Annotated in this window: 24 protein-coding genes and 1 other annotated feature; of the genes, 4 read left to right on the top strand and 20 right to left on the bottom strand. The window is 29.5% G+C overall.

What is annotated here, in order from left to right; genetic code table 11:
* Positions 1-4 precede the first annotated feature (4 nt).
* The 8 genes from RWS90_RS02140 to RWS90_RS02175 all read right to left on the bottom strand — a co-directional run bounded on the left by RWS90_RS02140 (position 5) and on the right by RWS90_RS02175 (position 9,130).
* A complete protein-coding gene (locus RWS90_RS02140) occupies positions 5-646 on the bottom strand; it encodes an amino acid ABC transporter permease (RefSeq protein ID WP_314548319.1) in 642 nt (213 codons plus the stop codon).
* A gap of 19 nt (positions 647-665) precedes the next feature.
* A complete protein-coding gene (locus RWS90_RS02145) occupies positions 666-1,487 on the bottom strand; it encodes a transporter substrate-binding domain-containing protein (protein ID WP_314548320.1) in 822 nt (273 codons plus the stop codon).
* A gap of 210 nt (positions 1,488-1,697) precedes the next feature.
* Positions 1,698-1,893 (bottom strand) — a binding site (T-box leader).
* Positions 1,894-2,070: 177 nt separating this feature from the next.
* Positions 2,071-3,495 (bottom strand): leucyl aminopeptidase, encoded by a 1,425-nt coding sequence (locus RWS90_RS02150; RefSeq protein WP_314548322.1) that lies wholly within the window; start codon positions 3,493-3,495, stop codon positions 2,071-2,073.
* A gap of 30 nt (positions 3,496-3,525) precedes the next feature.
* Positions 3,526-4,926: an FAD-dependent oxidoreductase gene (locus tag RWS90_RS02155; protein WP_314548323.1), complete on the bottom strand. Its 1,401-nt coding sequence runs from the start codon at positions 4,924-4,926 to the stop codon at positions 3,526-3,528.
* 12 nt (positions 4,927-4,938) lie between these two features.
* Entirely contained in the window at positions 4,939-6,177 is a 1,239-nt protein-coding gene (locus tag RWS90_RS02160; RefSeq protein ID WP_314548324.1) for an ABC transporter permease, read from the bottom strand.
* On the bottom strand, positions 6,170-6,913 hold the full coding sequence (locus RWS90_RS02165) for an ABC transporter ATP-binding protein (protein WP_314548325.1): 744 nt from the start codon (positions 6,911-6,913) through the stop codon (positions 6,170-6,172). Before RWS90_RS02165 ends, RWS90_RS02160 begins: the two co-directional genes overlap by 8 nt.
* Positions 6,913-7,503: a dephospho-CoA kinase gene (gene coaE / locus RWS90_RS02170; protein ID WP_314548327.1), complete on the bottom strand. Its 591-nt coding sequence runs from the start codon at positions 7,501-7,503 to the stop codon at positions 6,913-6,915. Before coaE ends, RWS90_RS02165 begins: the two co-directional genes overlap by 1 nt.
* A 184-nt stretch (positions 7,504-7,687) precedes the next feature.
* Positions 7,688-9,130: an amino acid permease gene (locus tag RWS90_RS02175; RefSeq protein WP_314548328.1), complete on the bottom strand. Its 1,443-nt coding sequence runs from the start codon at positions 9,128-9,130 to the stop codon at positions 7,688-7,690.
* 373 nt (positions 9,131-9,503) lie between these two features.
* Between RWS90_RS02175 and RWS90_RS02180 the strand changes: the two genes are divergently transcribed.
* From RWS90_RS02180 to RWS90_RS02195, 4 genes are all read left to right on the top strand, one after another.
* On the top strand, positions 9,504-10,631 hold the full coding sequence (locus RWS90_RS02180; protein WP_314548329.1) for an acyl-CoA dehydrogenase family protein: 1,128 nt from the start codon (positions 9,504-9,506) through the stop codon (positions 10,629-10,631).
* 87 nt (positions 10,632-10,718) lie between these two features.
* Positions 10,719-11,543, top strand: a complete 825-nt coding sequence (locus RWS90_RS02185; protein WP_314548330.1) for a PhnD/SsuA/transferrin family substrate-binding protein — start codon at positions 10,719-10,721, stop codon at positions 11,541-11,543.
* 2 nt (positions 11,544-11,545) lie between these two features.
* The gene (locus RWS90_RS02190) at positions 11,546-12,721 is read left to right on the top strand and encodes a cobalamin-independent methionine synthase II family protein (protein ID WP_314548331.1); all 1,176 of its coding nucleotides are present in this window, start codon (positions 11,546-11,548) and stop codon (positions 12,719-12,721) included.
* Positions 12,714-13,178, top strand: a complete 465-nt coding sequence (locus RWS90_RS02195; RefSeq protein ID WP_281665319.1) for an OsmC family protein — start codon at positions 12,714-12,716, stop codon at positions 13,176-13,178. The genes RWS90_RS02190 and RWS90_RS02195 overlap by 8 nt, the downstream gene beginning before the upstream one ends.
* Positions 13,179-13,219: 41 nt before the next feature.
* On the opposite strand, the gene ftsZ is transcribed toward RWS90_RS02195, so the two are convergent.
* The 12 genes from ftsZ to RWS90_RS02255 all read right to left on the bottom strand — a co-directional run bounded on the left by ftsZ (position 13,220) and on the right by RWS90_RS02255 (position 26,552).
* Positions 13,220-14,311 (bottom strand): cell division protein FtsZ, encoded by a 1,092-nt coding sequence (gene ftsZ, locus RWS90_RS02200; RefSeq protein WP_048802583.1) that lies wholly within the window; start codon positions 14,309-14,311, stop codon positions 13,220-13,222.
* 20 nt (positions 14,312-14,331) lie between these two features.
* Positions 14,332-15,708 carry a cell division protein FtsA gene (gene ftsA, locus RWS90_RS02205; protein ID WP_314548334.1) on the bottom strand — a complete coding sequence of 459 codons (1,377 nt, stop codon included), beginning with the start codon at positions 15,706-15,708 and terminating at the stop codon, positions 14,332-14,334.
* Positions 15,709-15,939: 231 nt separating this feature from the next.
* A complete protein-coding gene (locus RWS90_RS02210) occupies positions 15,940-16,905 on the bottom strand; it encodes an FtsQ-type POTRA domain-containing protein (protein WP_314548336.1) in 966 nt (321 codons plus the stop codon).
* 5 nt (positions 16,906-16,910) lie between these two features.
* Positions 16,911-18,251, bottom strand: coding sequence for a UDP-N-acetylmuramoyl-L-alanine--D-glutamate ligase (gene murD / locus RWS90_RS02215; RefSeq protein ID WP_314548337.1), 1,341 nt, complete (start codon positions 18,249-18,251; stop codon positions 16,911-16,913).
* A 1-nt stretch (position 18,252) separates the two neighbouring features.
* Positions 18,253-19,236: a phospho-N-acetylmuramoyl-pentapeptide-transferase gene (gene mraY / locus RWS90_RS02220; RefSeq protein WP_314548338.1), complete on the bottom strand. Its 984-nt coding sequence runs from the start codon at positions 19,234-19,236 to the stop codon at positions 18,253-18,255.
* A 9-nt stretch (positions 19,237-19,245) separates the two neighbouring features.
* Positions 19,246-21,444: a penicillin-binding transpeptidase domain-containing protein gene (locus tag RWS90_RS02225; RefSeq protein WP_314548339.1), complete on the bottom strand. Its 2,199-nt coding sequence runs from the start codon at positions 21,442-21,444 to the stop codon at positions 19,246-19,248.
* Positions 21,445-21,771: a cell division protein FtsL gene (locus tag RWS90_RS02230; RefSeq protein WP_314548341.1), complete on the bottom strand. Its 327-nt coding sequence runs from the start codon at positions 21,769-21,771 to the stop codon at positions 21,445-21,447. It abuts the gene before it with no gap.
* A gap of 13 nt (positions 21,772-21,784) precedes the next feature.
* Entirely contained in the window at positions 21,785-22,720 is a 936-nt protein-coding gene (gene rsmH / locus RWS90_RS02235; RefSeq protein WP_314548342.1) for a 16S rRNA (cytosine(1402)-N(4))-methyltransferase RsmH, read from the bottom strand.
* Between the two features lie 11 nt (positions 22,721-22,731).
* Positions 22,732-23,163 (bottom strand): division/cell wall cluster transcriptional repressor MraZ, encoded by a 432-nt coding sequence (mraZ, locus tag RWS90_RS02240; protein WP_048802591.1) that lies wholly within the window; start codon positions 23,161-23,163, stop codon positions 22,732-22,734.
* 149 nt (positions 23,164-23,312) lie between these two features.
* Positions 23,313-24,197 (bottom strand): primosomal protein DnaI, encoded by an 885-nt coding sequence (gene dnaI, locus RWS90_RS02245; protein WP_314548343.1) that lies wholly within the window; start codon positions 24,195-24,197, stop codon positions 23,313-23,315.
* On the bottom strand, positions 24,197-25,564 hold the full coding sequence (locus tag RWS90_RS02250; RefSeq protein WP_314548344.1) for a DnaD domain protein: 1,368 nt from the start codon (positions 25,562-25,564) through the stop codon (positions 24,197-24,199). Before RWS90_RS02250 ends, dnaI begins: the two co-directional genes overlap by 1 nt.
* The gene (locus RWS90_RS02255) at positions 25,557-26,552 is read right to left on the bottom strand and encodes a hypothetical protein (protein WP_314548346.1); all 996 of its coding nucleotides are present in this window, start codon (positions 26,550-26,552) and stop codon (positions 25,557-25,559) included. Before RWS90_RS02255 ends, RWS90_RS02250 begins: the two co-directional genes overlap by 8 nt.
* Positions 26,553-26,715 lie beyond the last annotated feature (163 nt).

A 26,715-nucleotide genomic window follows, 5' to 3' on the forward strand; every position in this document is an offset into this window, starting at 1 on the left:
TCACCTACTTCATTAATTTTTTCTCTAAACGTTTTACCAATAGTGATAATATTGATGTAATTATAAAATATATTGCAGCAGCTACTAAGTATGGACCAAATGTTTGGTATGTAGCATTTTTTACAGTGTTCGCTGTAAACATGATATCTGCTACCCCTACAAAGTATACTATTGAAGATTCTTTTACCAATGAAATAAACTCATTACCTAATGCAGGTAAACTATTTTTTAGTGCCTGTGGTAAGATGATTAATTTCATAGTTTGGAAATAGCTAAGTCCTAAAGAACGCCCCGCTTCCATTTGACCTTTGTCAATCGCCAATATTCCAGAACGGAATATTTCACTTACATATGCTCCTGAGTTAATTGAAAGAGCAATTATCGCTGACATAAATGGTGTAAACGAAATGCCAATTTCTGGTAATGCAAAGTAGATAATCATAATTTGCACTAATATCGGTGTATTTCTAATTACTTCTACATATATCGCTGCTATTATATTGAATACTTTAATAGTACTAATTTTTGCTAAACATATTACAATTCCAAGTATTAATCCTACTAGTAAAGCTATAAGTGAAACTTTTAAAGTTGTTACTGTAGCTTCTAAATACGTCGTGTAATAATTTGGAAGAAAATCAAACATTCTATTTTATACCTCTCTTTTATTCGCTTTGTGCAGCAATCTTAGCATATTTATCAAGTTCTTTTTCAAAAGCTTTTTGTTCTTGAATTTCTTTGATTACTGCGTTAACTTTTTCTAGTAATTCTTTGTTACTATTATCTTTTCCTTTTTTGAACGCAATTGCCATACCTGTTGCTTCTGGATCATTTTCTGCAGTGAATTTACTAATTTTAATATCAGTATATTTATTCATAGCGATTTTTGCAACGTCATCTGGAATTAATACTACATCTATTTTTTTATTTTTTAAGTCTTGTAGTAAACTTGGTACGTCTGTTAAAGCTTGGATATTTTTCTCATCAATTTTTAGTTGTTCTTTTGCATAAGTTTCATAAGTTGAACCTTTTTGAACACCAATTTTTTTATTTTTAAGGTCAGCTACTGATTTAATTTCTTCACTGTCTTTATTAACAACAAAAATTCCTTTACTTGTATAGTAAACATCTGAAAAATCAACTGCTTTTTTTCTTTCCTCTGTTGGGTTAACTCCTGAAATTACCATGTCAACTTTGTTAGCATTTAAAGCTGCGATTAATGAATCAAAAGCCATTTCTTGAATTTCAACTTGAACACCTAATTTTTTAGCTACTTGTTCTGCTAAATAAATATCAGCACCCACAACTTTTTTATTTCCATTTTCTGTAGTTAAAAACTCATATGGTGGATAGTCTGGTGATACTCCTAAAACAATTTTACCTTTGTCTTTAAGTTCCTGTGATTTTGTTTTTGTGCTACTGCTTGAGCACGCTGTTAATGTAAATACTGTGATGATTGATGTAATGAATAATAATAATTTTTTCATTGTCTTATCTCCTTTTTCTTTATTGTATTCATAGAAAAGAACGAATTATAAATAAAAAATCTCTTTGTAGCTAATAATATAGCCACAAAGAGACGAAATTTCGCGGTGCCACTCTTTTTGATATACTAAAATTTAGAAACATACAGTCCATGGTCTGTATAATTGCACGAGGTAAATAAAAAAGTCTTTTCATAGTTTCCTAAGAAACTATGAAAAGACGAAATCAATTCCGCGTTGCCACTTTTCTTGGTATTTAGCATACCCACTCAATCTCTTTAAGGCAGAGTTACCAATTATTTAATAATTGCCTAAAAAGTGCGTTCATCTAGAAAAATTACTAACCTCACACCAACGTTAGCTCGCTAAAAATTTTTTACCAAATTACTATTCTTTTCTAAGGTTTTGTTTTATTGTTATTTATTTTACACCCTTAGTATTTACTTGTCAAGAGAAAATTTATTATTTTTGATATTTTTTTTTAAAATTTTTAATTCACTGCTAAATCCTTGTATATCACTTATTACAAGCAAGAAAGAACCCAACTACTAAAACCGTCAGCGAGTTCTTCCTTGATTATTTACATCTATTTATTTAACAAGTTGTATAATGTTTTAACATGTACTCCTGTTGCACCTTTTGGTAAGTACCTTTCTGGTTTAGATAGATATGCTGTTCCTGCTATATCTAAATGAATCCATGGTACATTATTAGCTACAAAGTTTTCAATAAATAATCCTGCAGTTATGGTTCCGCCAAGTCTTCCTCCTGTATTTTTTACATCAGCTATCGATGATTTGTTTAATTTCCTAAAACTATCATCTGCTGGCATTTGCCATACTCTTTCTCCAGCTTCTTTTGCGGCAGTACTTAATTCATTATAAAATTCTTGGTTGTTCGTTACTGCTCCCGTATAAAATTCTCCTAATGCTACTAAACATGCTCCTGTTAGTGTAGCTAAATCAATAACTTTACTAACTTTCAATTTTTCAGTTACGTAATATACAGAATCAGCTAAAGTAATACGACCTTCCGCATCTGTATTCAAAACTTCTACTGTTTTCCCGGATAAAGTTGAAATAACATCACCCGGTTTATACGATCCACCAGCAATCATATTTTCACATGCCCCTACAACTGCAATTACATTAGTTTTTAACTTTCTAGTCGCAACTAATTTCATAGTTCCAATTACAGTCCCTGCTCCACCCATGTCACAGTGCATAATGTCCATACTATTAGCTGTTGGTTTTATTGAATAACCTCCAGAATCATAGGTTACTCCCTTACCTACTAAGCCAACTACTTCACTTTCATCGGGATTATTTAGGTATTTCATAACGATAAATCTAGGTTTCCTATCAGAACCACGACCTACTGCTAATAAGCCTTTTAATCCTAATTCTTCACATTGTTTTTCATCATATACCTCTACTTCAACACCTAGAGCTGATAATTCTTTATCAGCAATATTCGCAAGTGTTTCTGGGTATAAATACTCTGCTCTTTCATTTACTAAATCACGCGAGAAGAATACTCCACTCATAATATCGCAAGCTTCATTTACTACCGCTTCTAAATTATCTAACTTCTCTTCTGTTGATAAGTTAATTGTGATTTCTGGGAATTCTTTTCTATCTGATTTATATTTATCAAATTTATAAGTAGCATGTAATGCACCTTCTACTGCCGCATTTACAAATTTTTCAGTTAGAATATTTTCAACCGTCGGTAAAGTTACATAAACTTCTAGTTCTTTATTTTTCTCTAGTACTTTTACTAGTTTAAAGAACACCTCTCGTACTTTGTCTTCTACTAACTCTTCTTTTTTCCCAAATCCTAAAAAAATTTCTTTTTCCCCATCAAATGGAAGGTTTGCATATACTTCTTTAAATTTTCCAGAGAATAGTTTTTTTTCTTTAGTATATTGTAATAATTTACTATCATAGTTTTCATCTTCGAATACTGGTGTTACTTTTACACCTGTACTTTTATTTGTAAAAAATTTCATTTTTTCACCCCGTACTTTGTACGTTCCTTCTTATCTTATATTTTCTAGTATCTCTTTAGCTGTTTCTTTAGCTTCTAATACTGTATTTTCTAATGTTGTTCCTTTTTTTGATTTTCCTATTATATATACATTAGGATATGCTTCCTTTAGATAATTCTCAAACTCATTTATGTTTTTATTATATTCTTTACTACAAAATCTATAATTATCTCTAATTTTGCTAATATAATATTTATTAATATTTCCAACTAAACCATGGACTTTTTCGATTTCTTTTTCAATTATTTTTTTGATTTCATCATCGCTTTTATCTATTAATTTCTCAATTGCATCTTCTCTACTAATATAAGCTCTAACAATCTGTATTCCACTCATCTTAATATCGATCCACTTATTACTAACATATTCTAACTTCGTAATATATTCACTTTCTTCTTTCTGAAAAATAATTTCTCCTATTTCCCTATTTATATGCAAGTCATCTCTTTTATAAATAAATGTAGCAACGATATTAGATACATACTTCATATTTGAGTAAAAATCATTAATTTTTTCGTCGTCATTAAACCATGATAAAAAATTCTTCTGATTTAGCGTAAGTATTATATAATCATAGTAGTAAATACTACCATTTGAGTGCACTAAGTATTTATCATCCCTTTTTTCAATTTTCTCAATTTTACGATTCAACTCTAAAAATACTTTATCTGAAAAGTTAGATTCTAGTGTTTCTATAAATGATTTCAATGTGAATTTCAATCTATATTCAGCTCCAACTGTTATATTATCAATAACTTTCCGATTGTACATGTCTTCTAGTATTTTATTGATATCTTCTTTTTGAATAGTTAAAAATGATAACTCCGGCATTAAGCTTACCATACTTTGCTCTGATACATCACTCCCATAGTGGCTTGTCAACAATGGTTCTATCAATTTATCATATATTTTTTCATTTATAATTGTCTTGAAAAATTCTTCTACTGTTAGTTCTTTGATATCTTCATCTTCCATTGTATTATACATATTGTATAAAATAGATAACTTTTCTTTAAAAGTAAATAAATCAGAAAGAACTAATTCTCGTTTATCTAATGGAACACCATAAAGCATTTTCTCCGGAAGATATTTTATTCCTTCTTTTGTATAAAAAACTTTCTTAGTTATACCACTTTTTATTAGATATCTATGTAGGCCTAACTCTATCATTAAATAGAATAAAACACCCTGTTCACTAATCGAATTATGCCATCCATAGTCATAGATTTCTTGACCATATTGAAATTTTCCGAACTTGTCATTTGAAAACTCTAAATCCCTTTCAATTAGATCAATATTAAACTTCTTTGAGTTTATCCCCGAAAACTTATCAAGAAAATAAGCACAGCTTATCCCGGATAAATCCCCACCGATTATTGCTATATTTTTCATACTTATATCCTTCTATTTTACTTTTCCAATAAATACCTTAGCTATTATATTAGCTAATATAAATGCTCCAAAATTAGTAACAAAACTCATCACTTCAAAGCTATTTAAGCAAATAGATATTATTGTTAAAATAAATGTTGTTATCAGAATTACAATAGACAACATTTTTTTAAAACTTCCTACCTTAATACTTTCAGCAACTGGCAAAATACTATGCCAAATATTATTACTCATTTGTTTATATAAAGGAACCAGTTGAATAATTGTTAAATAGCTATACGATATAATCGCTATTGCACTTACGTATGTATTTTTAAAACTAAAAATTACTAAAACTGCAAGTAACATCAGTCTTAATGCTAGGTAAACTGTATTCTCTTGTCTTAAAAATACTCTATAGTAATAGTATTTAAAGCTATTTTCTTTTGTAAAGTTTTCTTTAGTTACCTTTGGTAATAGCACATCAAAATATTTCCTTCTAGCAACTTTTACACCACTTAAAGGTACATCAACAAACATATTAACAAGTTTTAAATAGCTTTCCATACGGTGTTTATCATATTCTGCCGCTTCATTCCATTTTACAACAAACTTCTCTTGATCTTCTAAACTTGCTTTATTAGTCGCATTTTTAAAAATGTAGTATGTACAATATGCTAATGCCATTACCCCAATCATGTCAAATATAAGAATGTACGTATTAACGATGAACACTACTAATATTTGCACAAAAACAACTATAAACTGTATAATTTTAATCCATACTAGCTCTGTATAATGAATAACTTGGAAATATTTTAGCAAATTGTTTAGTATTATTATCATTAACAATAAACAAATTCCTAGTTTATTAATGCTACCTATTATATTAGTAATCGGTTTTGTAGCGAAATAAAAGATAATAACTGCAATAATATGAGTTGTAATAAGACTCATAACAGTTTTTGCTCCTATTTTCTTATAGTACTTTTCTAATGGTAGTAAAAATACTGAGTCCGCTTCTTTAATATATGTCTTAACCTTAGTACTTACTAAATAATAGCTAAAAGCAAGTGTTGCTGCTATAAATACTGAATAAAGTTCAAACTTACTCGCAACAGCTAGCCATTTCGAGTAATTTATAAGTGCAGCTCCTAAAACTATAATAAGAAACATTATAAGGTGCGAATTGAAAATGTACTTACTATATGTCAATTTAAGCTCTTGCTCCTTTTTGCGTCTATCAGAAAATATATATTCTATATTACTCATTCTTATCTCGCACCGTTAATGATAAATAAATTTCATCTAAAGACGCACCTGCCATATTAAATTCGGCTCTCAATTGTTCCAAATTCCCACTCGCTAAGATTTTTCCTTCGTGAATAATAACAAAATTATCACAATACTTCTCAGCAGTAGCCAGAATATGAGTAGACATAAGTAAACTTGCCCCGCTATCCCTTCTTTCACACATTAGATTAATTAAATCATTAATAGCGATTGGATCCAATCCTAAAAATGGTTCATCAATAATGTATAAATTTGGCTCTACTAAAAAGGCACAGATAATCATTACCTTTTGCTTCATACCTTTAGAAAAATGAACTGGGAAAAACTTTTTCTTATCACTTAATTTAAATAATTTAAGTAAACTCTCAGCTCTTTGCCAAGTTTCTTCCATGTCTAGTCCATACGCCATAGCTGTAAGATTAATATGTTCTTCTAAAGTTAATTCTTCGTATAAAACAGGTGATTCTGGTATATAACTAATACTCTTTCTGTATTTTTCATTGTCACCAGTAATTGTAATACCATTAACTTTTATTTCACCTTCCATCGGTCTAAGTAGTCCTAATATATGTTTAATAGTCGTACTTTTCCCAGCTCCATTAAGCCCTATAAGAGCTGTAATACTCCCCTTAGGTATTTGTATATTTATATCGTCAATAATTTTTCTACGATTATATCCTCCACCTAGATTACTAATTTCTAAAACATTAGTCATTATTCCCATTCTCCTCTCTTTATCTTCTCTAATATTTCATCAATTTGTTGATAAGTATTCTCTATCGTATCGCTATTATCTATTGAATAGTCGCTAAGAGCCGCTTTTTCTTCCGCACTCATCTGGCTTTTTATCCTAGATAGAGCCTCTTCTTTAGATAGAGAATTTCTACTCATCAGTCTTTCTATTTGAACTTTTTCATTAACATAGACTACTATTACTCTTTCAACAAGATCCACAAATTTTGCTTCATATAATAGTGCTATGTCTAAAAAGACGAATTGTTCATCTTTATGTTCATCTTGTAATTTTAAAATTAATTTCTTAATTTTAGGATGAATAATACTATTTAGTATTTTCAAATTATCCTCATTACCAAAAACTAACTTTCCTAATTTTTCGCGACTTATTTCATTATTTTCTATTATTTCGTCTCCAAATTTTTCAGCAAGTTTTCTTTTTACATCTTCGCTAGTAAGAGCAATATGACCTAATTTATCAGCATCAATAATTGTGTATCCTTTTTCTAATAAATAGTTTGATACTGTACTTTTTCCACATGCTATACTTCCTGTAATTCCAATATTCAAAATATCATCTCCATTAAACTACTTAAATACAATTTTATCACAAACCACAGTCATTTACCATAGTTTAAAAGGGGTTTAAATATTATTCAATAAATATAATTTATTATACAAAGAATTTTCAAATAATTTATTAGTAAAAGAAAGAAACAGATTAACAAGGCTATCCTTGCTAATCTGTTTCTTTCTATTTATCTCTATAAGGATGAATATCCATCTCTTCTAATCTTACAAATTTTCTTCTTGTTACAATTTTAAACACTAAATACATTAATACTCCAATAGCTGGACACACTAGATTATATGACATCTGTACAAAACCACCCGTAGCGTAATCAGCAAACAGTTGTAAAATAATAATAGTTGCAAATGAAATTAATGCAATGTAAGACCCTACAACACCTGTTTTAGCTGTATATGGTAACACTTCTTCTGCTATTTTACCTTGTTTTGCGATTGCTTTTCTTAAGCGAATTTGTGATATTAGTGATACCATCCAAATAATCATTACTATAATACCCACCATAGAAAGTAGCATATAGTAACCACTTGGATTAAGTTTTTCAAAAACAAAACATAATACCATAAATACAGCTGAAAATGTAAGTGATATTACCGGTACTGAGTTACTATTTAATTTCTTGAACACTTTTGGACCGTAATCATGTGAACTTAATGAGAATAATTGTCTACTAGAAACATACATACCTGAGTTTGCTGCTGATAAAACTGACGTTAAGATTACCGCATTCATTATGACTGCAGCTATTTCTAATCCTATATTTTGGAAAACAATCGTAAATGGTGATGCTGTAACATTTTTAGTATCTAATAATCTTGGATCATTAGCCGATACTATTGAAGAAATTATTACCATTGTTGAAATATAGAAAATCAAGATTCTCCAGAACACTTGTTTTACTGCTTTTGGCATTGTTTCTTTCGGATTAGGTGATTCACCAGCCGTTACTGCAACAACCTCTGTCCCTCCAAATGAAAATGCCGCTGTTGAAAGAACTCCAAACAATCCTAATGCCCCTGCACTACTTGTTTTTTCTCCATTTTTTATAAATGTAGTAATCCCCGCATCACTATTTCCAGTTACTCCAGAGATGATTGCTACTCCAACGATTAGAAATGCAATAACAGTCATTACTTTTATTATTGTTATCCAATATTCAACTTCACCATAGACTTTAACACTTACTAAATTTAATAAATACAATAATACTAAAAATACAATACATATAGAAAATGTTGAAAACTGTCTAAAAAATTCCCAGTAGTGTAGTATTTTTGATAATGTGATAATATCTACACTAGCTACTAAGATCCACAATATCCAAAATAGCCATCCAACTCCAAATCCTACGCCAGGATCTATAAAACGCGTTGCATAAGCTCCAAACGAACCAGAAACGGGATAAAACGTTGCTAATTCTCCTATAGAAGCCATTAAAAAGTAGATAATAACTCCAATCAATGCATAAGTAATAACTGCTCCATAAGAACCTGCCTTACTTACAACTGCCCCACTTGCCATAAATAATCCTGTACCTATACATCCACCTATGGCAATCATACTGATATGACGAGCCTGTAATTTTCTTTCCATTTTAGAATCTGTCATTCTCTTCATCCTTTCTTATAATATATTATAACTATATAAGTAATGATTATACTAGAATATTTATATTTTGTAAATAATTTTCTGAAATTTTATTGTTATTTTTCAAAAATTCCAGAGAACATTTCTAATTAACTTCATTTAATTGATAATGTATATCATTTAATAAAATTTTATTTTATATTCTAGAATATAATATTTTTGTTAAAATGGTTACAGTTTATATCGCAATTTTCACAATAATTCAATTTATTTTTAAAAAAGTATTTTATTATAGTCATTATTATATCAAAAGTTAAAGCATTTACAGATTTTCACTTTAGCTATATAATTTTTTGTAGAAAGTATTATTCTATTAATATTAGGAGGCATTATTATGACAACATTTTATAACGAAGCTAGGGAATTTGCAAAAAAATATATTGACCCTATTGCTAAAGAAATTGATGAACAAGAAAGATTTCCAGAGGAAGTATTTAAAGAATTAGGAAAAGCTGGATACTTTAAACTTATGATTCCTACAGAACTTGGCGGATTAGGTAAAGATATGCAAGAACATGCTGATGCTTGTCGTGCTTTCGCTAAATCGAGTGCTACTGTTGGTTTATGCTATATGATGCACAATGTTGCATTAAATTGTGTATTATCTTATGCAGATGATAATCTTAAATCAAAAATCTGTAAAGATATCGTAGAAAATGAAAAATTTATGGCACTTGCTTACAGCGAATTAGGTACTGGTACTCACTTCTACATTTCTGATGTGAAAACTGAATTCAAAGATAACTCAGTGATTTTCAATGGACTAAAAAGTATGGTAACATCTGCTGAATTTGCATCTTACTACTTAGTACTTACTCCTTCTGATGTTGAAGGTGGAATTGATAACTGGGTATTCCCTCTTGAAAGTAAAGGACTAGAATTCAAAACATCTACATGGCACGGTCTTGGAATGCGTGGTAATGTATCATGTCAAATGGCAATTAACGACGTTGAATTAAATAAAGAACTTCGCATCGGAGAAGCTGGTTCGGGTGTTGATCAGGTATTCACAATTGTTGCCACTTACTTCATTACAGGCCTTGCCGCTGTTTATAGTGGACTATGCGAAGCAATTTTAGACGAAGCAGTAGCTCATACAACTAATAGAAAATATCCTGATGGAAAATCATTAAGTGAGATTGAAACTGTTCAAATTCATCTAGCAAAAATTTACAGTCAAACAAATGCTGCTGTTTTAGGAACGAATGAAGCTGCTCGTAGTTTCTTAAATAAAGATGCTGATATGTTAGCAAAAATTTTATCAGCTAGAATTTTCGCTAGTGAAGCTGCTATTGAATTAGCTCGTCTTGGTATGCGTGTTGGTGGTGGTAAAGCTTATAACCGTGTTGGAAATATGGAACGCTACTTAAGAGATGCATTCGCAAGTCATATTATGGCACCAAGTGTTGACGTACTTACAATTTGGTTAGGAAAAGCAATTACTGGTCAACAATTACCTTAAAAATAATATTAGAATAATTATATAAGGGGCGAGTATTGTACTTACCCCTTATTTAGCAAATCAATTAACGAAAAGAGGAATATAATTATGACAAAATTAAAAGTTGGAGCTGTTATCTATGATCCAAAAGTAACTGTAATTTGGGGAATTATCGCTAAATTCTTTGAAGATGAAAACTTCCCTATCGAACCTATTTATTATAAAGACTACAAAGCTCAAGTAGACGGTTTATTAGCACATGAAATTGATGTTGCTTGGAACTCACCTCTAGCATGGTTAGATACTAATATTCGCACAAATGGAACTGCACTAAACGGTTCAATGCGTGATACTGACCGCGATCGTAGTTCATATTTAGTAGTAAAAGCTAATAGCAACATTAACTCTATTCAAGACTTAAGAAATAAAACAATAGGTTTCGGTGCAATTGATTCACCACAAGCCAGATTAATTCCTATTAACCATCTTCACAAACTTGGTTTAGAATTTGGTAAAGATTATACTGAAAAACGTTTCGATATCGGTGTCGGACTTCATGGTGACCATGTCGGTGGAGAACTTGATTCAGCAATAGCTTTAAAAAATGATGAAGTAGCTGCTACGTGGATGCTAGATTTAAACTATAACGCTTGGATTGCAGATGGAACTTTAGATAAAAATCAGGTGAAAATTTTATCAAAAACAGATTTCTTTGATCACTGTATATTCTCAGGTCATCCTGAATTAGAAGTTTCAAAATTTGAAAAATTCATAGAAGTTCTACACAAAATGGATTACAGTAACCCTGACCACAAAGAAATGATGGATATGGAAGGATTAAAAGAATGGATTTCTGGCCGTACATCAGGATTCAAACAACTTACTGAAGCTAATGAATACCTAAACTTTTTTAGTGAATTTCACGGAGAATAATTATGACTAATTCATCATTTTTAACTTCACTTCTAGGGAGTATGCCTCGAAGTAAGAAATTATTGACTGCAAAACGAAAATTAAATAAAGGTAATCTTGATTTAAGCTCTTATCATCAAATATTAGACGAAGAAACCAAGTATGTGGTAAATCTTCAAGAACATAATGATATAGATATTGTAACAAATGGTGAATTAAACCGTGATAATTATGTTTCTTTTATTGCTGAACGCTTAGAAGGTGTTTCTATGATGAGTATGGCTGATATGTTTGATTATATTGAAGATAAACAAGGTTTTGAACAAATACTAGAAATATTAGACGTTCCTGCAATTAGTATAAAAAATGCAATTTGTACAGGAAAAGTAAAATATAATAAACCTCTGGTAGCTGATGAAATGATTGAACTAAAAAAATTAACTACTAAAAAAATTAAAACTACTCTACCTGGACCATATTTAATGACTCGTTCTATGTGGTTACCTGCTCTATCAAAACAATATTACGATAGTAAAGATTCTCTAGGAGAAGACATAATTAAAGTATTAAAAGAAGAAATTGATTCATTAGCAAAAATAGGCATAGATGTTATTCAATTTGATGAACCTGTACTAACCGAAGTGGTATTTTCTGAAGGTAAGACAAGATCTTTTATGTGCGCAGCTTTATCTGAGAAAAAAGATCCAACAGAGGAATTAAAATTCGCTACAAAATTAATAAAATCTGTAATCTCTTATGCTAAAGACAAAGGTATATTGGTTTCTCTTCATGTCTGCAGAGGTAATTGGAGTAGAGATGAGAGCATCTTACTTACAGGTCCTTACACTCCTCTTTTACCATTATTTGAAGAGACATTACCTAATATACTTACATTAGAATTTTCTACTCCAAGAGCTGGTGAAATATCTTCATTATTTAGTAGCGATTTAATTAGAGAAAATTGTATACTTGGCCTTGGTGTGATGAATCCAAGAACAGATGAAATTGAATCTTTAGAAGAAATAATATCTCGTGTTAAAGAAGTTATGAAGTTTATACCAAAAGAGAGAATTTGGCTTAATCCAGATTGTGGTTTTGCAACATTTTCCAATAGACCTGTTAGTACTATGAATGTTATTGATAAAAAACTTGCTCGTCTAAATGAAGCAAAAAATTCATTGAGGAACCTATATGAATAATTTATATGAATCAAATAATTATGACGTCTCTTTTAGGGGAATATGGGCAAATCATAATTTTAAATTATATACAAATACTGATCTTATTCCAGTATCTTCTGATATAAGCTTCGATATAAATTCTGACTACAGAAGCAGTATAAACTATTTTGCTGCTTCTATCTTAGGTGGCATAGCTCATACTGTAATTTCTTCATGTAAAAGATCAAATATTGAAGTTGAGGAGTTAGAGGGAAAAATTCATTTAGTATTAAAAAATCCTTTAACATTACTAAGCGTTAAAGGGTATAGCGAAGAACCTAAAATTGAAAAATGTGAAATCACCTATTATCTTTATGCAGATGCTGATGAAGATGTACTATTAAAATTCTGCTATTCATCATTAAATAATTCATTCATATATAATACACTAAAGAGTGTAATAAACTTTGAAATTAAATTCATTTTAATAGATTAAAAAAAGAAAATCGAGTAATCTCGATTTTCTTTTTTATTAAATTAAATTTCTCTTCTTGTTCTTCTTCTTGGACGTGGGTACATTTCTTGCTCTACTTCGTTTTTACCATATCCACTTGTGAATGAGCTAGCTTCTGGTTGAGCTGGACGTTGTGCTAAGATATCTCTTTCTACACTAACTCCATCTTCTTCAAATCCAGTAGCGATAACCGTAACGATGATTTCATCAGTTTTTTCTAATTCTTCATTAAATACAGTACCGAAAATCATATTTACTTCATCATCACTAGCTTCTTGAACGATACTTGCAGCCGCTTGTGCTTCAAATAAACTTAATGATGGTCCTCCAGTGATGTTTAATAATACACCTTTAGCTCCAACGATTGAAGTTTCTAGTAATGGAGATGAAATAGCTTTTTTAGCTGCTTCGATTGCTCTGTTTTCACCTGAAGCTACACCGATACCCATTAATGCTGAACCTTGATCAGCCATAATAGCTTTAACATCAGCAAAGTCAAGGTTAACAGTACCAGATACGTTAATTAAATCAGAGATACCTTGAACACCTTGACGTAACACGTTATCAGCTTCAACGAATGCTTGCATCATCGGTGTAGATTTATCAACGATGTCTAATAATCTGTCGTTAGGAATAACGATAAGCGTATCTACTGCACCTTTAAGAGAGTTAATCCCTGCTGTAGATTGTACTTGACGTTTTTTACCTTCAAAGTTGAATGGACGAGTAACAACACCTACTGTTAATGCCCCTAATTCTTTAGCAATTCCCGCTACGATTGGAGCTGCACCTGTACCAGTTCCTCCTCCCATACCAGAAGTAACGAATACCATATCCGCTCCTGCTAATGCTTCTTCAATTTTATCTTTAGTTTCTTCTGCAGCTTTGCGTCCTACTTCTGGGTTAGCTCCAGCTCCAAGACCTTTAGTTAATTTTTCACCGATTTGAATTCTTACGTCTGCTTTAGAGCGTTTTAACGCTTGAGCGTCTGTATTCACCGCGATAAATTCAACGTTTTGAATCCCACTTTCTACCATTCGGTCAACGGCGTTACCACCACCGCCACCAACACCTACTACTTTAATTACTGCTGATTGATCAAATTCTTCAAACATTATTTATTTCCTCCTGATTATTATTCGAAAAACGAATTATACATTTTAGTTATTTTATCAAAGAAGTTTTTCTCTTCTTTATCTTTTTTCTCATCTTCGTAATAAACTTCTTCCTCATGCTCATCTGCATGGATTTCATTTATTACTGGCGTTTCAACTTTCGAACTATTTACTGAAATTTCTTCAACTCCAGAAACATTTTCGAATGTTGTATTTGTATTTTTAATTGTTGGTATTTCATCAGTTACTTGATATCCAAATAACGATTCAATTTTGTAACTACTTGTTAGTGTTCCCACTACAACAGATAATTCCGGCGAATTAGCACCGATAATTTTTGGAGAACCAATTCTGACGTTCATTTTTCTTAGCATATCTTTTGCTAACTCTAAAACTCCTGGCATTAATGTAGTTCCTCCTGTTAGAACAACATTACCTTTTACTCTATTTATACCAGCTTTTCTAAGCACATCAAATGATCGTAAAATAATTTCTTCTACAATTTCTTCGATATAATCCGCTAGTTCTTTTTGAGTATATGGTTCTTCATCTGATTCTAAGTTATCTAATTCAATGACTACTTGAGGTGAGGCTAAATCATAAAATGCATGTCCCTGCGTGACTTTAATTTCTTCTGCTCGTTTCAATGGAACATTTAATACATCAGAGATTGTTCTTGTAATGTCTTCTCCTGCTAGTTCAATTGATTGAGATAATTGAAGTATACCATCCTCAAAATAACTCACCGTAGTAAGACCTGCTCCAATATCAATTATTACTGAGCCGTAATCTTTTTCTTCATCATTAAGAAGCAATTCTCCTAATGAATGAGATGTACAAAATGTCTCATTACAATCTAATCTCAAGTTTTCTATACTTTTATAGATTGTATGAAGATGAGTTTTAGATGTTAACACTCTATTTCCTGTCACCTCAAAAGCATTATGAACAGTCATACCTTTAGGCTTTCTAATATTTTCAATATCATCAAGGCGATAGTAATCTGGAATTACTTGAACCACTTCTCTTTCTCGTGGTAATGGTAGTATTTTTGCTTCTTCAATTACTTCTTCGATATCTCTACCATCAATATCGTGTTTTGTATCAAATTTAATTTCCGCTACACTTTTTTTAATGTGAGTGTGTATACTTGGAACTGCTACATATAATGATCTTATGTCTTTATTAGCTTCACTCTTAGCAATATCTATTGCTTTTTGAATATCTCTAGATGCAGATTCTACATCAATAATATTTCCTCGTTTAATAGATGTAGTCTTAACAACTCCAACACCCAATATATTCAATTTTTCATATACTACATCTGCTATAATCACTTTTATACTAGATGATCCCAGATCTATTGAAGTATACAATTGTGAACTCAAGTCAAACACTCCTTCCTTTTAAATCTTTGTTATTATAATAAAATTGTAAATACACACATATTTTATTTACACATACTAAATTATAACATAAAATTAGAAAAAAAAATATGCAAAACTTCAAAAAAAATTAAATTTTATTAAAATATTTTCAATTTGTAATACAAACTATAACTTTTTTAATATTATGTAATTTTTCAGTAAAAAAAACACCCAAATAAAGAAATTTGGGATGTTTTTTTACTATTCATTTTTTTTATTTTTTGTTGATTGTTGTGTATTATTCTTGTTTTTATTTAAAGTATTTGCTTGAGGATTTGTAGTAGAATTTTCAGCTTTGTTATTTTTCTCTGATTGTTCTTCTACTGATGTTTCTTCTTTATCTTTTTTAGAAGTATTCTCATCTTTCAACGCTTGTCTCGCTAACAATAGCTTAATATTATCTGTTCTTTTTTTCTCAGATTTCGGCGTTTCTAAATAAGCGCCATTTATTAAATTTAAAGTCGTATTATTTTTGTCCTTAATATATTTAGATATTTCTTCGTAGTAATTCAGCTTTTCTGAAAAACTAGCTCTTAAAGCTTTTACTTTCTGACCATCTTTCATATAAATAATTACATTATCACCTTGATCATTTATTATTTCAGATATCTGTAAACGTACTTCTTCTTTTAGTTTATTTAAATTTTTATAAACTTCCTCTAATCTAGTACTATCATCATTAAATTTTTCTAATATCGGTAAATTATAATTATTTCTAACTTTTCCTGAATATGATTTTCCATTTTCCATAATTATTTCGAGACTACCATCTTCTTTTTTATTTTGTGCAATAAAATTATACTCTTCTACTTTAATTTTAATCGTTGAGGGTAGTTTAGATTCTACTTTTACAGATTTAAATATCTCAAATTTAGCTTTAATATTATTTTGAATTTCTTCATCTTTTATTGACCACGTTCTGATATTAGTGTTGATATTTCCCGCTTCCAAGATTTCTTCATTTGCTATTTGTTTATTACCTTCAATCTCAATATTTTTAAGTTTTAAATAACTACTAAATAACAAAGAAATTGTTGCTATTACAATTAAAAATAAAGTTACTATAAATATAAATTCTCTTCTTTTTTTTCTTTTGATTTTTTCTAATGAACTTCTTCTTTTTTCATTGTTCATTTTAGACAGTAACTTTTTATTCTTCTTGTTCATAGTTTCTAATCCTCTTGACTAATCTTTTCGAAAGTTGCTATAAATTCATCTCCACGATCTTCAAAACACTTATATTGGTCCCATGACGCACACGCTGGAGATAATAGGACTGTATCCCCACTTTCAGCAATCTTATTAGCTAAAATAGTTGCGTCTTCTACTTTTATAGCTTTATAACATTTTATTTCATAAGAGATGGCTAGATTATACAATATCTCCTTACTTTCTCCTACAACGACCATCGCCTTAATTCTTGGAAAGAACGAAACTAGTTCTTTAAAATCAATTCCCCTGTCTTTCCCACCACAAACTAAAATTATATTATTTTCAAATCCTGATAGTGCTGTAGTTGTTGCTACTGGGTTAGTTGCTTTAGAATCGTTATAAAATTTTACTCCGTTATGTTCGCCTACATATTGTAATCTGTGTTTTACTCCACTAAAATTATAAAGAACTTCACGAATTACCTCTGGACTTGCTCCTTTTAAATATGATATTAACGCTGCGTTTATTGCATTTTCTACATTATGCATTCCTGGTAGTGACATTTTTGTTATATCAAACAATTCGACATTTTTGTATATTACCATATTATCTCTCACAAAAACGTCTGCTACTTTATTTTCAGTAGTATCGTAAAAAATTACTTCTGAATTTATTTTATTTAAATCATATTTTTCTTTTTCTTTAATATTTAAAATCAAAGAATCTTCTTTTGTTTGATTTTTATAAATATTTCGTTTCGCATCTCTATAGTTTTCTATATTTCCGTGATAATCAAGGTGTCCTACTCCAAGATTCGTTATTGCCGCTATTGTCGGTTTGAAATATTTTGTTCCTTGCAATTGAAATGATGAAACTTCTGTAACTATTAAAGAGTCCGGATGGTTATAGGCTACCTCTATCGATGGATATCCGATATTACCAGCTAAAAAGACATCTTTTTTTGCTGCTTTTAATATATCAAAAGTCATCTGAGTAGTTGTAGTTTTACCATTTGTTCCAGTTATTGCTACCATGTCTATATTAAACAACGTATTTGCTAACTCAATTTCTGTTATAATATCGATATTTTTTTCGATTGCCCTTTGTAAAAATTCAATTTCATATTTAATCCCCGGATTTTTTACAATAAGGTCTATACCTTCAAGTAATTCTAACGGATGTCCTCCATCAACAATTTCCACACCTAAATCTTTTAATTCTGCCGATTTGGCATCATTACTTAAATCATCAAATGCATTTAAAATAACATCATATCCTAATTTTTTAAGGATTTTAGCTGTTGAATAACCACTTCGTGCAAATCCTAATACTAATATTTTTTTATCATCTAAATTTATCATTTTACATTACCCCTATAAAATACCCTATAACCGAAGAAATTACAGCTATAGTAACAAAAATATACACAGTTTTCACTTCACCATACCCTGATAACTCAAAGTGATGATGTAATGGTGACATTTTAAAAATTCTTTTTCCTGTTTTCTTAAAATACGCCACTTGAATAATTACTGATAAAGTTTCTAATATATATACTAAACCAATAAATAAAAATACTATTTCTTTATGTAAGATTACTGAAATTGCAGCTAAGATTCCTCCTAGTGCTAATGAACCAGTATCCCCCATAAATATTTTGGCTGGATTCCTATTGAATAATAAGAATCCTATTAGTGCTCCAACTATTGTTAAACAAAATACTAATACAGGAAAATTATTTTCCTTATATGCTAATAGAGCAAATGTGCTAGTTGTGATTATTGTAACACTTGTTGCTAATCCATCTAATCCGTCAGTTAAATTAACAGCATTAGAAAAACCAGTTTGCCAAAATACTACAAATATTAAATATAAATATGAAATATTTAGCTTGTAATCAAATACTGGGATATGTATATAATTTATATCTTTATAAATAAAAGTTACTAAAACATAAAATATTACAGAAAACAGTATTTGTAACATTAATTTTTTTCTTGGTGCTAAACCATCATTTTTTTTCTTAACAACAATTAGCATATCATCTATATAGCCTATTATTGAAAATGAAATAGTTGTATAAATGAATAAAAAGTAATACTTCATATTTTCACTATCTAAGAACATCGCTATTACAAGTGAGATAACAATTGAAATAATAAAAGATATGCCACCCATTGTAGGTGTTCCTTTTTTATGCATATGGCTCTGTGGTCCTTCTTCTCTAATTGCTTGTCCAAATTTTAATTCATGTAAATATTTTATTAATCTTGGTAACATTAACACTGTTAGAAAAAATGCTACCATTAATAACGATATAGCAAATATTGTATCTGAATTACTCATTTCGTTCTCCTAACCAAATTTTATTTTTATCTTTTCCCCTTTTTTCACAAATCTTTGTGCCGGAATAGATTGTTGTTTAGCAAATCCATTCCCTTCGGTTTCAATATCTAATCCAGATAATTTAGCGTAGTTAAGTACGTCTACTTTCGACCATCCTGTAAAGTTTGGTGTAATAATATTTTCATCAGAGACTAATAAAAATACTCTCTCACCTTGTTTTATTATATTCCCAGCTGAAGGATATTGGCCAATTACGTTAGTTCCACTTCCAATTGTTATTATATTTTTAGTTTTTTGTTGTAAATTAACAATTGTCGACTCTACATTTTCTCCTACAAGATTCTCCATTTGATAACTTTGAATAGTATTATCATCATTTGACTTTTTAACATTTAAATAATTAAGTGTATTTTCCATTATAGGTTTAAAGATTTCTGAAGCACCATTTGCATAGCTTGCTCCAAGGTCTTTTGAAGGTAACTTCATACCCACATATAATATTACTTGTGGGTCTTCACTAGGTGCATATCCTATAAATGAGCGCATTACTTTATATGGACTCTTATAATATGTTCTGGTTTTAGGATCAACCACCTGGGCAGTACCAGTTTTTCCAGAAACACTATAATTTTCTACAGCATATCTCTTACCACCTTGAGCCCATGTTCCATTTACAACACCATATAGTTCTTCTTTCATTATATCCGCTGTACCCTTTGATATAGGATTTCCTACTACTGTTCTTTGACCTATATTAACATCCTTATCAATCGTTTTATCATGAACTCTTTGTAAAAAATACGGTGCTAACATCTGCCCATCATTTAATATTGCTGTTTCCGCTTGAATCATTTGTATTGCTGTTACTGTACTACCTTGACCAAAAACTGTTGTAGATGCAGACACTTTGTTATTAAATACTAAATCCCCTGTCGATTCATTGCCATACAATGAATTTGTACTTTTACCAAAACCGAAACTCTCTAATCCAGTTTTTAATTTTTCTGACCCTAATTCACGCAATAATGTTAACATTAAAGTATTTGAAGATTGTTGGAAACCATGACGTTGAGTAATTGTTCCCCAACCAATCTTATTCCAGTCAGAAATTGTAGCGTCTTCCACTCGATATGAACCAGATCTAAAGTAACTATCTGGTTTATATATATTATTTTCTACCATTATCGACATTGTAAATGTTTTTAGTGTTGAACCTGGCTCATAAGCTGAGTTATAAAAAATATTAGACCATGCATTTGCCAAATTTTCTTGAGTATTTGGATTAAACGCCGGAGTTTGCCCTAATCCCAATATTTCCCCTGTTTTAGGACTAACCGCTATTGCAAAAGCACTTTCTGGTTCATACTTATCTTGTATATCTTTCAATGTATTATCAATAAATCCTTGAATATTTTTATCAATAGTTAAATATATATCGGCACCGTCAACTGGTTTTATTTCAACTTTAGGAATATTAGAAACAACTTTCCCCCATGCATCTTTAGCATAAGTTATATGTCCTTCTTTTCCTCTTAGATAATAATCAAAAGTCTTCTCTACACCTAAACGTCCTGTAATTAAATCACTATCCGGTGAATTTTGTGCAAATCCTAAGAAGTTTCCAAGCATACTTCCATTTGGATAATATCTTTTAGTTGTTGCAATAAATTCGATTCCAGGAAGTTTTAATTCTTCTATTTTTTTCTTATCTTCAACACTAATATCTTTACCGGCAGTTCCAAATTCAACTTGATATACACCTTGTTTGCCAAGTATATTTTTTATCTTATCTTTATCTAATTTAATAAACTTAGACAATTCATCTGCTGTTTTATCAATATCTACTACGTGTCGTGGATTTGTCTCATCCTCTGTTGCTTTATCAGATACTACTGCTACAATCTTGTAAGACTCAATATTATCCGCTAGGATATTACCATTTCTATCGTAAATTTTACCACGATTAGGCTGTAAACTACTATCTATTTTATATTTTTTATCTGCCAATTCAGAAAGATTATGTCCCCTTACTGTCCCAATTAGCATCATTTGTCCGATATTTAAGATTAATATCCATACAAAGAAAAAAACAAAAATTAGAAAAAATACAATTTTTGTTCTTTCCCTAGAGATATAATCTTTTCTTTCTAAACTTTTTTTATCTTCTAAAAACTTTAAGGTTATTATTTTCTTAAAAAGTTTTATCAATTATCTCACTACCTTTATACTATCTTTTTGAGTTTTCATTCCCACTGTCTCAGCTATTTTTTTAACTCTTTCGTAAGATGATAGATTGTTTATCATTACCTTTTGTTCATTGTTATTTTTTTGTTTCTCTGATATCACAATATCATTTTTTTGTTGAGCGCTTCGCAGTGAATAAATCTCTCCTTTATAGTTTAACATAACTACGTTAGCAAGTAAAATAACTCCTACAAAAATTCCATACGCTGTTTTCTCTAATAAATTAAATTTTACTTTTTCTTGTACTTTTCTTACTCCATATTCTCGACTATATACCTTTAGTGTCGCCATTACCTTCCCCCCTCTATTTTGTCTGAACTTGTGCAACTCTCAATTTTGCACTTCTAGATCTATTATTTTCTTCTAATTCAATATCACTTGGATATATAGGTTTTCTCGTAATTATTTTTAATTTAGATAAACTTTCCCCCGGCATAATAGGAAGGTTTTTCGGTATATCTTTTGATTTAGCATACGAGTTAAATATTTGTTTACATATTCTATCTTCTAATGAATGGAACGTAATAACAGATATTCTCCCTCCAATTCCAACGATTTCAATAGCTTGTTCCAAAGAATCTTCAAAGACTGATAATTCATTGTTTACTGCAATACGAATTGCCTGAAATACTCTTTTTGCAGGATGTCCTCCAGTTCTTCTTTTTGCAGCCGGGATAGATTCTTTAATAATTTCAACTAATTCAAAAGTAGTTTCAATAGGTTTAATTTCACGTTTCTTTTCAATATTTCTCGCAATTTGTTTAGAAAAGTTCTCTTCCCCATAGCGATAAAATATTTTAACTAAATCATGATAACTATATTTATTAACAACTTCATAAGCACTAATTTTTGCATCAGTGTCCATACGCATATCTAATCTTGTATCATAATTATAACTAAAACCTCTTTCAGGTGTGTCTAATTGTGGAGATGATACTCCTAAGTCATATAGTACCCCATCAACTTCATTTACACCATATTCTCCTAATTTTTCTTTCAAATTAACGAAATTCGATTTAATAAAGACAACTTTATCGCTGTATTCAGCTAATTTTTCTTTGGCATTTTCTAATGCTACATTGTCTTGATCGAAAGCATATAGTTTTCCATTTTTTAAACGTTTTAAAATTTCTAAACTATGTCCTGCTCCACCAAGAGTACAATCTACATATATACCATCTTCTTTTATATCTAAGCCTTCTACAGCTTCATTTAACAATACACTATAATGTTTAAACATTTTCATCCATCCTAAAAATCAAAATCTTCTAATTCTTCAGCTATTTCTTCTACGCTAGCTTCACTTTCGACAAGTAAATCTTCCCAGCGGTTTTTATCCCAAATCTCAATCCTATTAGATAAACCATTTACAACACATTCTTTGTCCAAAAATGCATGTTCTATAAGAGCATTAGGAATATTAATTCTTCCTTGTTTATCTATTTCAACTTCAGTGGCTCCAGAAAAGAAGAAACGTTGGAAAGTACGAGCATTTTTTTTAGTGATAGGCAGTGACTTTATCTTACTTTCCACCTTTTGCCACTCTTGTAGTGAATAGCCAAATAAACAAGAGTCTAGTCCTCTTGTAATAATAAATTTTTCACCTAGTTCATCTCTGAACTTTATCGGAATACTAAGCCTTCCTTTGGCATCCATTTTATTATTGTATTGACCAATAAACACTACTTCTCACCACCTTACCTTTATAATTTACCACATTTCCCCACTTTTTTCCACTATTTTCTAAAAAAAAATAAATTTTTTTGAATATTTTACCAAAAAAATAAATAAGCACTTATAAAACTTAAAATTTTATAAGTGCTTATTTGCTTTTAATTATAATATTCTCTTTCATTTTCTCCATCTAAAAAGTGTGAAACACTAAGAGAATGTATTCTTTCTACAATTCTTAAAGCCTTTGTTTTATCAATTGTAGTTCTCCCATTAGACAATAATTCTGATAAATCATCTATACTCAAGTTTGATGAGAAGAAAGTCGGTAATTTTTCTGCTTCTCTATGATTAATTATAGGCCCCAAAACTTCGTCACGAATAAATTCAGTAATATTTTCTGCTCCTATATCATCAATGATTAATATTTCCTCATTTCTTATCAAATCAATATACAAATCATAACTATTATTACTAATTTTAGATTTGATCTTTCTAATAAATTCTGGATAATATAAAATTGCAGGTTCCTTTCCATTTTGCTTAAAGTAATTGTAAATACATCCCATTAAATAGGTCTTTCCAGTTCCCGTTGGTCCGTACACATATACACCTCTTGTTGTTTGTTTACTAAGAATATTTTTACAGACTTTTATTATTTCAGTAGCTAATATACCTTTCTCTCTATTCCTAGAAAGATTTTCAAAAGTATAGGTTAAAACTCTACTAGGAATAAATTCTGTTTTTACTCTATTAGAAGTTTTTAAACTTTCTACTTTATTTCTGTACTCCTCAGTTTCTATATATACAATATTAACTTCTTTATTTTCGCAAACTAACTTTGGTCTATGTTCAATGTTTAACAGAGTATCCTTAGATATATAAAATTGATAAAATTTTTCTAGATTATTTTCTACATCAGTTTTAGTAAAATTATTTTCTCGAATAAATTTTATGATTTCTACATCACTAAGAACTTTTTCAGACATAAACTTCTTATACGAATCAATCGTATTACTTGATACTATGTTTGATATTTTTCTCACTACACATCCCTCTTATTATTTAATTCTTGCATCATCTTATTATATGCATCTTCATCTTCTTTTGTTACAATTCTATCTTCTGTTTTCTTATTTCCACTATAATTATTCTTTCTATTTTGTAAATAATCCGGAAATGGAGCATAACTAGCTTTCTTACCAGTTGAGTAATTACTTTTCTGTTTAGTTGTCTTTTCGTTATTATTTTTTTTATAATTACGATTATTTCTTACATAATCTATAGCATCCCTTGCCCCTAAAAGTTTTTGCCCACTCCAAGTACTAGCAATCTTATCTATATAATTTATATGCGGAATCAAATCCTTGCCAGTCTGATTTATAGAATATTCTAATAATATATTCAAGACTCCACTTGGAAAATTATACTTTTCTTGTAATTCAGCGATATTTTTTGCATCTATACTAGAAACTACTATTCCTTTTTGCTTATTGAGATATGTTATAAAATCAGTGTTATCTACTTCTTTAATAAATTTATCTTCCTCAGATAATTCGCCATTATCTTCATTATAAAACTTTTTATTAATCATACGATCTAATGTTGGAATTTCTTGTTTTCTAACATTAACACTTAATTGAACAACAAAATCACTTAGAGTCTTAAGATTAATTTTGTTTCCTCCATTAGCAACTTCAGCAGATTTTTCTATAGCTTTAGCCATATCCTGTGGATTCATCTTATAAATATGAGCTAATCCGACTATTTTACTTTTTACACTTTCATCTGATATAGCATCTGACAAGTAACTATTTGCTAAATAAAAATTAAGTTTATCAAAATCAAAGTAAAATTCATCAAAATTTGGCCCAGAATCACTTTTTTCAGAAAGATAATCAAAGCTATAATCACTTAAATTCTCAACCCTAAACACTTCTGAAAATTTCGCTGTTATCTCTTCAAAACTTCTAAAACTAACTTTATCAAAAGAATAATAATTCAATAATTCTTTATACTCAGTACTACCCAGAGTATTTTCTAATAACTGAGCTAAAACAGGTGTGTTAAAGAAATCGTTGAAACTCAAAGCTTCTTTAATTTTATAAACCAACTGCCCAACATTATCGCTGTCAATATAAAAACTTTGTAATAATCCAAGCGCTTCTAATTTTTTTCTAGCAATAATAAATTTTTTTTCAGTAAGTGCTAAATTATCAAGTATATCATAATGTAAATAATTTCTAGAAAGATTCTTATCACTTAACATCTTGTTCCCAAGAAAAAAATACAAACTGATAGCATCTTTTCCTAAAAGTGGCAAATATAAGAGATTAATTTCTTTTAAACGCTTCGAAATATCATAATCATTATACACACAATAAAAATCTTTTATAGAAAAAAGCTTATTCATGTTTATCATCCATTACTTCTATAATAATTTGAGTATATTCCAATGCATAAATAAATTCTTGATTATAATCATATTTAATTTTATCATCATTTCTTAACGGGGCAAAAAATGATTTCACTAAAATTGGATAAATATTATCTAATAATAACTTAGCATTATCATTCTCATATAAAGCTCTCAAGAAATTAAACACCTTATAAACACACTCCAGAAACTCTGATTTAGAAGGTGTACTTATATTTGTATAACTTTCAATTTTTGTAGTAAAACTTAAGATATTTTTTTTATCATTTTTTGCAACAAACGTTCTAAGATCATCAATCAAATCATACATATAATTGAAAAACGATTCAAAATCTTCTAGATATTCATTATTTATAATTTTAGATTCATTTTTTAATAATAACTTATTAATATTATAATCTGTAACAAATAAATAAATTTTATAAAGATCAGAATATTCAATATCACTTAAATTTTTATAATCTTGAACTATTGAATTTAAACTTTTACCTTCTTTATAGATATTATACAGAGTATTAAGCCAAATAAATTCCTCTAACTTCTTATCGTTAATTAAAGTAATTAAATAATTATTAAAATTATACTCTTCTTCCCCTTCAAAAAGAATAGCTGTTCTACTCTCAATTCTTGAAAGTATAGAATTAAATTCAATCTCTTTATTTTCTTCATAATTATTATCATCAAACAATGCTTTTAAATTGGCTTTAATGCGTTTAAATTCATCTTGGCTATTATCTAAATTATCAATTCTTTCTTGATAAACTTCATTATAACCCGGTTTTTGTGAATGATAATAATTTTCTATAGCCTTATTAAAATCTAATACCTTAGCCAAAATTTTAATATACGCAACTTTAATATTCTTATCATCTGATATATAATTAACTAATTTTAATGCATTTAATATGTCTTTTTTATTTTCATTAGTAAGTACTAATGTTTTTTCATCTTCTAAATAAAACATTCCCAAACCTCCAAAAAGATATTACTATATAATAATACTCTATTTTGATAAGAAAATCAAAATATATGAAATTTATTATATAAAAAAGAACCTTCCAAAAGGAAGGTCCTCACTGTTGCCTGGCAACGTTCTAGTCTCACAGGGCGTAAACCCAACTACATTC

Source organism: uncultured Gemella sp. (genome assembly GCF_963529685.1).
Lineage (GTDB): Bacteria > Bacillota > Bacilli > Staphylococcales > Gemellaceae > Gemella.

Coding starts and splice junctions, on each gene's coding strand:
- RWS90_RS02150 (WP_314548322.1), bottom strand. CDS start 3,495: ATGAAATTTTTTACAAATAAAAGTACAGGTGTAAAAGTAACACCAGTA.
- RWS90_RS02145 (WP_314548320.1), bottom strand. CDS start 1,487: ATGAAAAAATTATTATTATTCATTACATCAATCATCACAGTATTTACA.
- RWS90_RS02165 (WP_314548325.1), bottom strand. CDS start 6,913: ATGACTAATGTTTTAGAAATTAGTAATCTAGGTGGAGGATATAATCGT.
- rsmH (WP_314548342.1), bottom strand. CDS start 22,720: ATGTTTAAACATTATAGTGTATTGTTAAATGAAGCTGTAGAAGGCTTA.
- RWS90_RS02155 (WP_314548323.1), bottom strand. CDS start 4,926: ATGAAAAATATAGCAATAATCGGTGGGGATTTATCCGGGATAAGCTGT.
- murD (WP_314548337.1), bottom strand. CDS start 18,251: ATGATAAATTTAGATGATAAAAAAATATTAGTATTAGGATTTGCACGA.
- RWS90_RS02175 (WP_314548328.1), bottom strand. CDS start 9,130: ATGACAGATTCTAAAATGGAAAGAAAATTACAGGCTCGTCATATCAGT.
- ftsZ (WP_048802583.1), bottom strand. CDS start 14,311: ATGTTTGAAGAATTTGATCAATCAGCAGTAATTAAAGTAGTAGGTGTT.
- RWS90_RS02255 (WP_314548346.1), bottom strand. CDS start 26,552: ATGTTTTATTTAGAAGATGAAAAAACATTAGTACTTACTAATGAAAAT.
- RWS90_RS02185 (WP_314548330.1), top strand. CDS start 10,719: ATGACAAAATTAAAAGTTGGAGCTGTTATCTATGATCCAAAAGTAACT.
- RWS90_RS02230 (WP_314548341.1), bottom strand. CDS start 21,771: ATGGCGACACTAAAGGTATATAGTCGAGAATATGGAGTAAGAAAAGTA.
- RWS90_RS02195 (WP_281665319.1), top strand. CDS start 12,714: ATGAATAATTTATATGAATCAAATAATTATGACGTCTCTTTTAGGGGA.
- RWS90_RS02180 (WP_314548329.1), top strand. CDS start 9,504: ATGACAACATTTTATAACGAAGCTAGGGAATTTGCAAAAAAATATATT.
- RWS90_RS02140 (WP_314548319.1), bottom strand. CDS start 646: ATGTTTGATTTTCTTCCAAATTATTACACGACGTATTTAGAAGCTACA.
- RWS90_RS02190 (WP_314548331.1), top strand. CDS start 11,546: ATGACTAATTCATCATTTTTAACTTCACTTCTAGGGAGTATGCCTCGA.
- RWS90_RS02210 (WP_314548336.1), bottom strand. CDS start 16,905: ATGAACAAGAAGAATAAAAAGTTACTGTCTAAAATGAACAATGAAAAA.
- RWS90_RS02250 (WP_314548344.1), bottom strand. CDS start 25,564: ATGAATAAGCTTTTTTCTATAAAAGATTTTTATTGTGTGTATAATGAT.
- RWS90_RS02160 (WP_314548324.1), bottom strand. CDS start 6,177: ATGAGTAATATAGAATATATATTTTCTGATAGACGCAAAAAGGAGCAA.
- mraY (WP_314548338.1), bottom strand. CDS start 19,236: ATGAGTAATTCAGATACAATATTTGCTATATCGTTATTAATGGTAGCA.